This is a genomic window from Desulfosarcina cetonica JCM 12296 (assembly GCF_001311845.1).
Classification (GTDB): domain Bacteria; phylum Desulfobacterota; class Desulfobacteria; order Desulfobacterales; family Desulfosarcinaceae; genus Desulfosarcina; species Desulfosarcina cetonica.
Genome location: NZ_BBCC01000207.1, coordinates 1 through 10,560 on the forward strand (window position 1 = coordinate 1; position 10,560 = coordinate 10,560).

Annotated in this window: 10 protein-coding genes; 2 read left to right on the forward strand and 8 right to left on the reverse strand. The window is 59.9% G+C overall.

From position 1 onward, the window contains the following. The 4 genes from JCM12296_RS28795 to JCM12296_RS28810 all read right to left on the reverse strand — a co-directional run. Positions 1 to 625, reverse strand: a 625-nt coding sequence (locus JCM12296_RS28795) for a branched-chain amino acid ABC transporter permease (RefSeq protein ID WP_172684156.1), incomplete at its 3' end; no start/stop codon positions are given. After that, positions 601 to 894 (reverse strand): hypothetical protein, encoded by a 294-nt coding sequence (locus tag JCM12296_RS28800; RefSeq protein WP_054700251.1) that lies wholly within the window; start codon positions 892 to 894, stop codon positions 601 to 603. The genes JCM12296_RS28795 and JCM12296_RS28800, both read right to left, overlap by 25 nt. 2 nt (positions 895 to 896) lie before the next feature. After that, positions 897 to 1,769: a branched-chain amino acid ABC transporter permease gene (locus JCM12296_RS28805; protein WP_054700253.1), complete on the reverse strand. Its 873-nt coding sequence runs from the start codon at positions 1,767 to 1,769 to the stop codon at positions 897 to 899. Between the two features lie 227 nt (positions 1,770 to 1,996). Next, positions 1,997 to 3,367, reverse strand: a complete 1,371-nt coding sequence (locus JCM12296_RS28810) for an ABC transporter substrate-binding protein (protein WP_054700255.1) — start codon at positions 3,365 to 3,367, stop codon at positions 1,997 to 1,999. Positions 3,368 to 3,439: 72 nt separating this feature from the next. Between JCM12296_RS28810 and JCM12296_RS28815 the strand changes: the two genes are divergently transcribed. Both JCM12296_RS28815 and JCM12296_RS28820 read left to right on the forward strand, forming a co-directional pair. Then, the gene (locus tag JCM12296_RS28815) at positions 3,440 to 5,308 is read left to right on the forward strand and encodes a cache domain-containing protein (RefSeq protein WP_054700257.1); all 1,869 of its coding nucleotides are present in this window, start codon (positions 3,440 to 3,442) and stop codon (positions 5,306 to 5,308) included. After that, on the forward strand, positions 5,280 to 6,668 hold the full coding sequence (locus JCM12296_RS28820) for a sigma-54-dependent transcriptional regulator (RefSeq protein ID WP_054700259.1): 1,389 nt from the start codon (positions 5,280 to 5,282) through the stop codon (positions 6,666 to 6,668). The genes JCM12296_RS28815 and JCM12296_RS28820 overlap by 29 nt, the downstream gene beginning before the upstream one ends. 25 nt (positions 6,669 to 6,693) lie before the next feature. Here JCM12296_RS28820 and JCM12296_RS28825 read toward each other — a convergent pair whose 3' ends face one another. The 4 genes from JCM12296_RS28825 to JCM12296_RS28840 all read right to left on the reverse strand — a co-directional run. Then, positions 6,694 to 9,366: a sigma 54-interacting transcriptional regulator gene (locus JCM12296_RS28825; protein WP_054700261.1), complete on the reverse strand. Its 2,673-nt coding sequence runs from the start codon at positions 9,364 to 9,366 to the stop codon at positions 6,694 to 6,696. Beyond that, positions 9,363 to 9,836, reverse strand: coding sequence for a helix-turn-helix domain-containing protein (locus JCM12296_RS28830; RefSeq protein WP_054700263.1), 474 nt, complete (start codon positions 9,834 to 9,836; stop codon positions 9,363 to 9,365). The genes JCM12296_RS28825 and JCM12296_RS28830 overlap by 4 nt, the downstream gene beginning before the upstream one ends. A gap of 8 nt (positions 9,837 to 9,844) precedes the next feature. Beyond that, complete coding sequence (locus JCM12296_RS28835) at positions 9,845 to 10,291, reverse strand: PilZ domain-containing protein (protein ID WP_157067981.1); 447 nt, start codon at positions 10,289 to 10,291, stop codon at positions 9,845 to 9,847. Between the two features lie 40 nt (positions 10,292 to 10,331). Further along, positions 10,332 to 10,560: ABC transporter permease (locus tag JCM12296_RS28840; RefSeq protein WP_157067982.1), on the reverse strand; the 229-nt coding region annotated here is incomplete at its 5' end.

The window sequence follows — 10,560 nt, forward strand, 5'->3', positions numbered from 1 at the left end:
CCATGCAAACCCGCCCACTGCCCGCAGCCTCGGCCAGGGGGACCAATATCAGGGCGCCCAGTGTGGCCCCGGCCAGACTGCCCGTGCCGCCGACCACGGCGGCGGCGATGGGCAGGATGGAGTAGTCCAGGGCAAAGACGGAGACGCCCGTGGACCTGCTGACGTGGGCCATGAAAGCACCGGTGAAGGCGCCGGTGACACTGGCCATGAACAGGGCCTGGGCCTTGAACCAATAGATGTTCAGGCCGGCGCTGATCACCGAACGGTCGTCGTTGCCAATGGCCTGGAGGACCAGCCCGTAGTCGGCGTCAAGCATGCGCCGAAAACCGAACATGGCCGCCAGCAACATGCCCTCGGCCAGATAGATGTCCAGCCCCACCGACGGCAGGGGCGTGATCCCGTCAATCCCCTCGGTGCCGCCAAAGCTGCCGGTGGCCTCGATAACCCGGGTCAGCATCAGGGGGATGATCAGGGTGACCATGGAAAAATAAACCCCGCGTAAACGCAGTGCCGGCAGCAACAGCAGGGTCCCGGCGATTCCCCCCAGCAGGCCGGCCGCCGGCAGGCTGATGGGTACCGGCAGGCCCCAGCGGTGGTTGATCAGCCCCACCAGGTAGGCGCCCATGCCGAAAAAAGCGCCTGCCCCAGGGATATCATGCCGCTTTGGGCCATGATGTTCCAGCTGATGGCCAACAGCCCGAAAACGGCTGCGGATAGAAGCACGTTCTGGCCGTCGGTGTCGAGCAGCAGTGGCAGGAAGAGGAATCCTGTGGCCGGAATCAGGCGCGGTGCGGCCAGGTAGAGCATTTCACGCCATGAGGTGAGCACGAAGACATCCTCACTGCGGGCCTTGATGCCCCGATCGATCCTCTCCCGGCGGCGGTTCGTCGACATGCTCAGATCCTTTCCTGCAAGGCCTTTTGTCTGCCGAAAAGGCCCGACGGGCGCACCACCAAAACCACCAGGATGGTGGCCAGGCTGACGATCATCGTCCACTTGGAGCCGATAAACACATCGGTGAAACGTTCGGCGAAACCGAGGATGAAACTGGCCAGGATCGCGCCACCGGTACTTCCCAGCCCGCCGATGATGCAAACGGCCAGGACTTTGAGGAGAACGTCGTAACCGTCCGCAAGGGTGATGCCGCCCAAGGGGGCGATCACCATCGCGGCCACGGCCGCCAGTCCGCTGCCCAGGGCCACGGCGAGCATGGCCATCTTGTCGGGATCGATGCCGAATGTCATGGCCGTGCGCGGATCCTGAGCCATGCCGCGGAAGGCGCGACCCAGGGCGGTATGACGGGTAAATCCCCACAGGAGCAGCATCACCAGCAGCCCGATGGGGACGCTGAGCATGCGCTGCATGTCCACGGGGGTGCCGGCGACGACGATGACACGGTCCACCATCAGCGGCAGGGTGTAATCGAACCCGTCCATGCCGCAGGTCCGCAATAATTCCAGAATGGCCAAACCGATGCCGAAAGTCACGATCACTTCGGAAAGGGGCTGACCATGAATGCGGATCAGCACCAGGCGGTAGAGCAGCGCGCCGATGGCGGTGCAAGCGGTGATGGTGATGACCACGGCCAAGGGGTAGGGGACGCCCATGCGGTGGATCAGCAGCCAGGCCGCGTAGGCAGCCAGCACATAGAACGCGCCGTAGGCGAAGTTGGCCACCCGGCTGATGCCGAAGGTCAAATTGAATCCCATGGCGGTCAGGGCCAAGGCGACACTGTTGATGGTGGCGTAGATCAGGGTTCCGGCAATCAATGCGTTTACCTTCGAATCCGTTCTGAGGCGCGATTTTTTTTACGCGTCCATCAAACGTTGGGTCAAAAAGTACGCCGATGACCAAAGCAAAAGGCGTGCCTATAACATAATCATTTGAAATGATTAACTATGCTTAATTTAAGGCCATTGATGAGCCTGGCGTGTGTTTCTTTTATACCCAACTGTACCGGCATCCGAGGCCCCACGGCCTTGAAAAAATAAATTATCTATTTTATTTCGGCGTGTTGGGATGGTATGTTACCAAACGAAACAGTCTCAGGGCATGGTGGCGGGGGGAGTTGGACTTTGCCTTCGGCCAGGGCCGGCGGGGCGACGATCACCCGTTGACCCGACGTGCTCCACTGGATCAGACAGGCCACGGCTGCCGTTTTGGGATCGGAACCGAAAATCGCCTGATGGCCCAGGTTGAAGCGCAGGCGCCCCATGGCACCCAACCGGTCGGTGGCTTCCAGGGCGGATACCAGCCGGTCCGGATCGAGACTGTCGGCCTTTTGCACGGCCTGGGCCAGCACATGGATGGCTTCATAGGTGGGCGCCGGGCCATGACCGGCCTCGATTTCGCGGCCGAAGCGGCTTTTGAAGGCCGTGTAAAAACGGGTGGCCGGGGCATAGGCTTGGGAAGGAATGTTTCCCAGCTCAAAGATCGTATTCAAGACGCCGCTGATTTGGCCGTTGAACCGTTTCCATGCGCCAGGCCCCATCATCGGTGAGATGAAACCGCACAAAAGGCCTGAAGGCCGACGGCTTTTCCATTGGATGGCCAGTTGACCGCTATGGGGTGTATCGAAAATAGACAGGATGACTTGTGCCCCCTTGCGCTGGGCTTCATCGAGGGCGTCTGAAAAATCGGCCGTTTGGTAGGGGGTGTGCCGGATACCCAGAATCTGCCAGCCGGTGGCTTCAAAATACAATTTGATGATCAGGGAGACGGTGCTGCGCGCCCATGCCGCGTCCTGGCTCAGGATGAAGACCCGCCGGACCCCGAAGCGCTCGTTGAGAAAGCGCATGTACCCGATGAGACTGTCGGCGAGATAGCGGGTATTCAGCCCGGTTCGAAAAACATAGCGATACGCCGCCGGCGCAGACATGATTTTCGACTCCATGGCCGGTGACATGGCGATGGCGCAGAGCATGGGAATTTTTCGACGGGCGACCACATCCATGGCGGGAAGAAGGACTTCCGAACGGAACGGACCGACCACCACGGCGTGTACACCGCTCTCGGCCAAAAATGCCTCCAGGCGGTCCAGCACCGGACCCGCCGGAGTTCCGGCGGGAGCGTCCTTGAGGTCAACGGTCTGGATGACCAGGCGGCGATGCGTGCCCTTCACCCGCACGCCCCCGTGGCGGTTGATCTCCTCCACGGCCAATCGGGCCGCGAGAAGGCTGTCGCGTCCTTCCACGGTGGAGAGCGAGGTGGCCACGCCGATCGCCACCGGCTGACCCTGGGCGGAGACGGCGCGCATCGCCACCAGGACGGTCATGATGAACAAGGCGCTCAACTTCAAGAGGGATGATCCCCATCGGTTGCGGCGGGCGGCCGCCCGATTTTGCCGGACGGATCGGGTTGTTGACATTCGATACATGGTTTCCTTATTATCCGCAGCCGCTTGGTTTCAATTTCGGATCATTGCCACGAGGCCCTGCCCATGACTGTCCGGCTCTCCATCTCTTCGAAAATGTTGCTGCTGATTCTGCCGCTGATCTGCCTGCCGATCGCCATCACGGGATATTTCTCCATACATGCCGCCGTGGACCGCGTCAATCGCCTCGTTCGCCATGAACAGGAGTCCAAGGTCGGGGTTGCGGCGGCCAAACTGGATGATATTTTCGAAAAATTGCGTGTCGATCTGAATACCATCACCCGTTTGCCGGTGATCGAGGACCACTATATCGCGCGTTCGTTCCGGCTGCGGGCGGAAACCGAGTTCAACGGCGAAACCATTGCCCGGCTGTTCAGTGATTTCTTGCAGCGCACGCCGGCTTACCGGCGCATCCGCTACCTGGATGAAACCGGTCGGGTGCTGATCTCGGCCGGTACCGCTGGCGACGACGACCTGGAAAAGCAGCGCGGCGGGTCTCCTTTTTTCGTGCAGGCCCGGCGTCTGCCACCCGGCGCGGTGTTTTTTTCCGGGGTGGAAACTCCGGCGGAGACCGGCCGGCCGGTGATGTACGGGTCCAAGGCGGTCTTTTCGGTGATGCGGGACTTTACCGGTGTGGTGGTCATCGATCTGGATTTTGAACGTATCCGCGGCATCATTCGCGACATCCATGTGGGTGACCGGGGTTACGCCTTTTTGGTGGATCAGAAGGGGTGTGTGGTGGCCCATCCCCATTATGCGCCCTATGCATTAAACCGTGAGACGGCCGAGGATCCCGGCCTGCAAGCGTTGATCACCAAGATGATTACCGGTAAGCGGGGTTGGGAACGCTATTTTTTCGAAGGGGAGGCGAAGATTGCCGCATTTGCCCCCATTGCCCCCATGGGATGGGCCATTGCCGTCACGACGCCCACCAGTGAATTCAAGAAAGAGGCCCGGGCCATTCAGGCGCGGGTCTTCCAGGTGGCGGGACTGACGCTGGTTTCCGCCATCCTGGGGGTCAGCCTGCTCTCTTATTTCATGCTGCGACCGGTGCGCAACCTGGTGGCCGCCACCCGCCGGATCGCCACCGGTGACCTCGACCAGGAAATTCCGGTTTCCTCGCGTGACGAACTGGGGGAGTTGACCCGCTCGTTCAACCGCATGGTGAAAAACCTGGGTCGAATCCAAAACGAGCTGGTGCGCTCGGAGAAACTCATCTCCCTGGGGCGGCTATCGGCCGGCATGGCCCACGAAATCCGCAATCCGTTGAACGCCATGAAAGGCGCCGTGGTCTTCATGCAGCGCAAGCGCTCGGATGACGGTTTGATTCAGGAGTATACCCAGCTGGTTTCCGAAGAGATCGATCGCCTGAACCGTTTCGTGACCGACTTCCTCTATTTCGCACGGCAGGCCAGACCCAAACCGGCGCCGACCGACCTGAACCAGCTGATGCTTTCGGTGGAGCAGTTATTCGCCGAACAGGCCGAGACAAAGGGCATCCGTTTCAGCAACCGGCTTTCGCCGGGCCTGCCGCCGGTGATGCTCGACGTCCATCAGATCGAACAGGTCCTGGTCAATCTCTTGATCAATGCCATGGACGCCTTGCCCGAGGGCGGCGACATCACCTTCTCAACGTTTGCGGTCAAATCCGACGACGGTTCCCCGGACCGGGTGCGGGTGGAGCTTCGCGATAACGGCGCGGGTATTCCCGAAACCGATCTGCAGGCGATTTTCGACCCCTTTTTCAGTACCAAGGATTCGGGGACCGGCATCGGGCTGCCCCTCAGTCTGGGCATTATCGAAAGCCATGGCGGGACGTTGATCGTCCGGCCGCGCGAACAGGTCGGTACCCTGGCCACCTTCGAACTTCCCGTTGAGGGCCCCCCGTCCCCAGAGGAGCATTCCAGTGAAACAAAAAACCATTCTGCTGGTTGAAGATCGCGGCAGCACGCTCAAGGTGATCTCGGCCATTCTCGAGGATGAAGGCTATCGGGTCCTCAAGGCGACGCGCGGTCAGCAGGCCCTGGCGCTTTTCCGGCAAAATGAAAGCATCCAGGTGGTGCTGTCCGATCTGAAAATGCCCGAAATGGATGGCCTGGCCCTTTATAACGCCATGCAGGCGGTGCGCCGCCCGCCGCCTTTTGTGATCATGACCGCCTACGGGACGGTAAAATCCGCGGTCCAGGCCCTCAAGCAGGGGGTGACCAACTATCTCATCAAACCGCTGGACTATGAAGAGCTGGTGATCGTGCTGGAAAAGGCCATTCATGATCATCGGCTGTCCCAGGAGCTCAAGGCCCTGAAGGCGGATATCCAATTGAGCGGCGCCTTCCATGAGATGATCGGCGGTGACGCCAAGATGCAGGCGCTGTTCGAACGCGTCCGCATGGTCGGGCCCACCGATGTATCGGTCATGATCTATGGCGAGACCGGCACGGGCAAGGAACTGCTGGCCCGGGCGATCCATCTGGAGAGCAGTCGCCACAACCAGACGATGGTTTGCATCAATTCAGCGGCCCTTTCGGAAAACCTGCTCGAGGCCGAGCTTTTCGGGTATGTTAGGGGCGCATTCACCGGTGCCGCCGCCGACCGTCGCGGACGGCTCGAAGCCGCCCACCAAAGCACCTTGTTTCTGGATGAGATCGGCCATATGAGTCTGAAACTGCAAGCCAAGCTCTTGCGCTTTTTGCAGGAGATGAGTTTCGAACCCGTGGGCGGTCGGACCCCGAAAAGCGTTGACGTGCGCGTCATCGCCGCGACCAACCTCGACCTTCAGGAGTTGATCCAGGCGGGTAAATTCCTCAAGGATCTGCTTTATCGGCTGGAGGTGGTGCCCATGCGTCTGCCGCCTCTTCGGGCGCGCAGGGGGGATATCTGCCTGCTCGCCGACCATTTTGTCCGGCAAATGGCCCGCCAATTCAACAAACCCATCACGGGCATTCATCCTGACGTACTCAAGCGGATTGCCGACTATCCATGGCCCGGCAACGTGCGTCAGCTCAAGAACACCATGGCCCGCTCGGTGATTCTCTCTCGCGGGCGGGAGCTTTGTGTCGACGACCTTCCCGAAACGATCGTTGGCGACACCCGTCTTTCGGCCCACCCGGCAGGCGCGGACCCGGTCGCATCACAGCCGCAACCAGGGGGTACCTTGCGGGATATGGAGATTGACCTGATAAGGCAGACGCTGTCGCATTGCGATGGCAACAAGAGCCTGACCGCCCGGCAGCTCGGTATTTCGCGGAAAACCCTATATGAAAAAATCCAGCGCTACGGTCTGGGTCTGGAGGGATGAGCGCCCTTGAGGCTGTGGGTGATGTTCATGACGGATTGCCCCTGAAACGGTACCCTTCCTTTTCCACGCCGAGCCGCTTCATCATGGAATACAAGGTGGTCGGCTTGAGCCCCAGCAGGCTGGCGGCACCGCCGGTGCCGCTGACCCGGCCGCGGCTGCGTTTCAGCGCCTTGATAATGTGCCGGGCCTCGATCTCTCTGAGGGAGAGAAAACGTTCGTCGGTTCCCTCGGTTTGCGTCGGCGCCACATCCAGCGGCGGAATCGAAAGCATGCGGCCGCTGCTGAGCAGAACCGCGCGCTCGATGATGTGCCGCAGTTCGCGTACGTTTCCCGGCCAGGAATAATCGAGCAGGCGCTGCATGTCCTTGGGGGGAATGCCATCAAAGGTTTTGCCGGTTTTTTGGCCGAACAGGTTCATGAAATGGCGTGTCAGGGCCGGGATGTCTTCCTGCCGTTCCCGCAGGGGCGGGATCCGGATGGGGAACACGTTCAGGCGGAAATAGAAATCCGACCGGAAAAGGCCCTTTTCCACCAGGGTTTCGATCTGGCGGTTGCTGGCGGCCACCAGGCGAAAACGGGTCTTCAGGGTCCGGCTGCCGCCGACACGCTCGAACTCCTTGGTTTCCAGCACACGCAGCAGCTTGGCCTGAATGTCCAGGGAGAAGGCATCGATGTCGTCCAGGAACAAGGTGCCCTGGCTGGCCAGCTCGAAACGGCCGATGCGGGCTTGGGAGGCGCCGGTAAAAGCGCCTTTCTCATGACCGAAGAGTTCGCTGGCGATCAATTCCGGACTCAAGGAGACGACGTTGACCGCAATGAACGGGCCCGTGCGGCGGGCACTGTTCTGGTGGATGGCCTGGGCGACCAGATCCTTGCCCACGCCGGTCTCGCCGGTAATCATCACCGTGGCGTCGGAATGGGCCACCTGCTGAACCATGCGCAGCACCTCCTTGTAGGGCGCCGAGCGTCCGATCATGTTACCCATCAGCGGCTGGCAGTTCAGGGATTTGCGGTAGAAATGGGCCTCGGCTTCGAGATTTTTCTTGAGGTCCGTGATCTCCTCGTAGGCCGCCAGGTTCTCCAGTGCCACGGCCGCCTGGTTGCTGATGATGCGCAATAGCGAGATTTCGCTTTCCGACAGGTGGGGCGGGGTCAGCCGGCAGTCCATGAAGATCACGCCCAGCACCCTGGCCTTGAGCCGAATCGGGAATCCGCTCATCCATCCCATGCTGCAATTCACCCCGCCCGGTTCCGGCCGGCAGAGGGACGCCTTGCGGATACATTCGCGGCCTTCGTCGAAGACTTTTTCGATTAGCGCCATGGGGTCGTGAAAAGCCGGTGTGGCGATCTGGGCGGATTCGATGTTGCGGTTGGCGGCCATCTCCAGCCCATGCTCACCTTTGAGGAAGACGGCGCCCCGCTCGGCGCCGGCGATGCGCATGGCCTGGCGGATGATCTGGCCGAGAAGCTGTTTGCGCTCCCGGAGCGTTCCCAGGGCATCACCCACCTGGACCAGGGAATCGACCCACAAGGCGTTCTTCGTGCTGGCGTCGAGATACGATTCGAGATCCTTGGGAAAGAGATCCGGGTTGATCCGGGAGAAGATATCCCAAGCGGGTTTGAGCAGTTTTTGCGCCTGGGGAAGGTCGTTTTCCTGAATCAGCACACGGGCCAGCAGCACACGGGCATGGGAAAGCTCGATGCGCGCGCCGGAACGGGTCAACAGATCGATACTGGCCTTAAGATCGCCTTTGACCGTTGAGACGGCATCGCCCCTTTCAAAGGCGCGCAGGGCCCGGTAGCGCAGGGCCACCCCGCGCATGTAGATATCCGGCCAGTCGAGGAGACGCTTGATCTCGGAATCGAAATTCCAGTGAGGGTGCACGAAACCGCGTTTTTCGAGACCGAGCATGAATTCGAAGTTGTCGGGGCCGCGGTGGTGGGGGAACTGCAGGGCCAGCGAGTTCTCATAGGCCTGATGCTGATAGTGAAACGCCGCTTCATCGTCTCCCCGGCAGTAGGCCAGGAAGGCGCGTTTGCCGTTTCCCGGCCAGAGGATGAAATGATCCAGAAAGATTTCCGGCGTCTTGAAAATTTCATTGATGCAGGCTTCCATTTCGTCTATCCGCCGTGCATCGCACAAAACGATGGCCATCATCAGCGTGGCGTAGCGAACCAGATCGTCATCCTTGATTTCCAGTGCCTTGCTGCGCACCTGTTCGATCAACCCCAGCCCCCTGGCCGTTTCACCGGCGATACCGTAGATCCATCCCTGAACGGCACAGGGCTTGAGCGTCTCCACATCGGTGGGAAGCTCTTCATGATTGCTGATCACCGATTCGTAGCGTTCGATGGCCTTGTCGATCAGCCCCTGCCAGAAGAGGAATTCGGAGTTGGCCAGGGCCACCTGCAGCTGGATGCCCACCGGAAAATCATGCCGAACCACCATCTGCCAGGCCTGATCGAAGCGCCGGGCGGCGTCATCGTATTTGCCGATTTTCATCAGCGCGCGGGCCATGAGCACCACCAGGCGCACCTCGCGGATGGGGTCGGCGGAGACGGCTTCCAAGGCGGCGGCGCGTTCAAGATAGCCGATCTGGATCGTGGGCGAGAGGGCGTTGTTGCGGCAGGTGCAGATGCCGATGGCCGCATCGATGAAATCGTTCTGCGTATAGGCCGTGAGATCGACCGGCATCATGCGTCAAGGGCCATGCGGTAGTATTGGGCGGCGTCGATGGGCAGATTGCGTTCACGGCAGTAATGACCGGCGTTGATCAGCTCCCGGAAATGGGTCACCGGCAGTTGGGTCATCTGGTAGACATGGGCCAGGTGCAGCCATTGTTTGGGCTTGTCCGGCAGGTGGGCGATGATTCCCGCGATGCATTGACGGGCCGCCTGAAAGCAGGCTTCCTGGGGAACCCACGTGAGAAACGGACGGGCCAGGGTGAAATCGGTGAGCTGATAATAGCCGGCGCCTTTTCCCGCATGTCGGGAGAGATAGCGCGCCTTGGTCAGTTCCTCGACCACCTGCAGAATCTTGACCGGCGAGGTGCCGGTGATGGCGCAGAGAATATCCAGGGAAATCGGCGGCGGCAGCATCGACACGAGCAGCACGATCTGACGGCGCTCATCGTCGTAGTCTGAATAGCGTTCCTGGATCCATTTCATTGACAGCTTTAAATGAACTCCACAGCAAAGCCCTCATTGTTGAGCCATTTGACACGCGCTTTGCGCTTGAGGTCTTTTTTCCCGGAAGGAAAAGGAATATTGATAATGATAATGTCTGCGATCGAAAACTGATTTGCCGATGGCGTTTGGATATAGGCCCCGCCAAGGCCGATATTCTTCAGACTTCCTTTATAAATCTGGTCCCTATTTGCGAAAACGACATCTGATTCGTATCTTTTCCTGTCGTGAGCGCGCTTACAGATACCGTATATATCATATCGCTGAGCCATTGTGCCAAACCCTTTTTGCTGAGATGTTATACCGTTGACCGGCGAGTCGACCCAAACCTTGTCTGGTGGAATCCTCAGCAACAAACAGGCCAGCTTGGCTATTATAAAAATATGGTACGATACAGGTAGGTTAAACTGGACCGGTGATGGATCGAGGTCAGTCAATTTGAACAACCTTTGTCAAAATGAATGACAGATATTGATATCACTCCGCCCTGAGAGCCTCGATGGGATCCATGCGGGCAGCCTGGCGAGCAGGCAGGATGCCGGAGAGCAGGCCGATGACGGCGGCCAGGGCTTCCGCCAGGACGACATAGATGACCGGGGTGTGCGTGGGCAGCTTGGGCACCAGGATTTCCAGCAGCCAGGCGCCACCGCTGCCCAAAAGGATGCCGGCGACGCCGCCGATGCTGCCCAACAGGGTGGCCTCGATG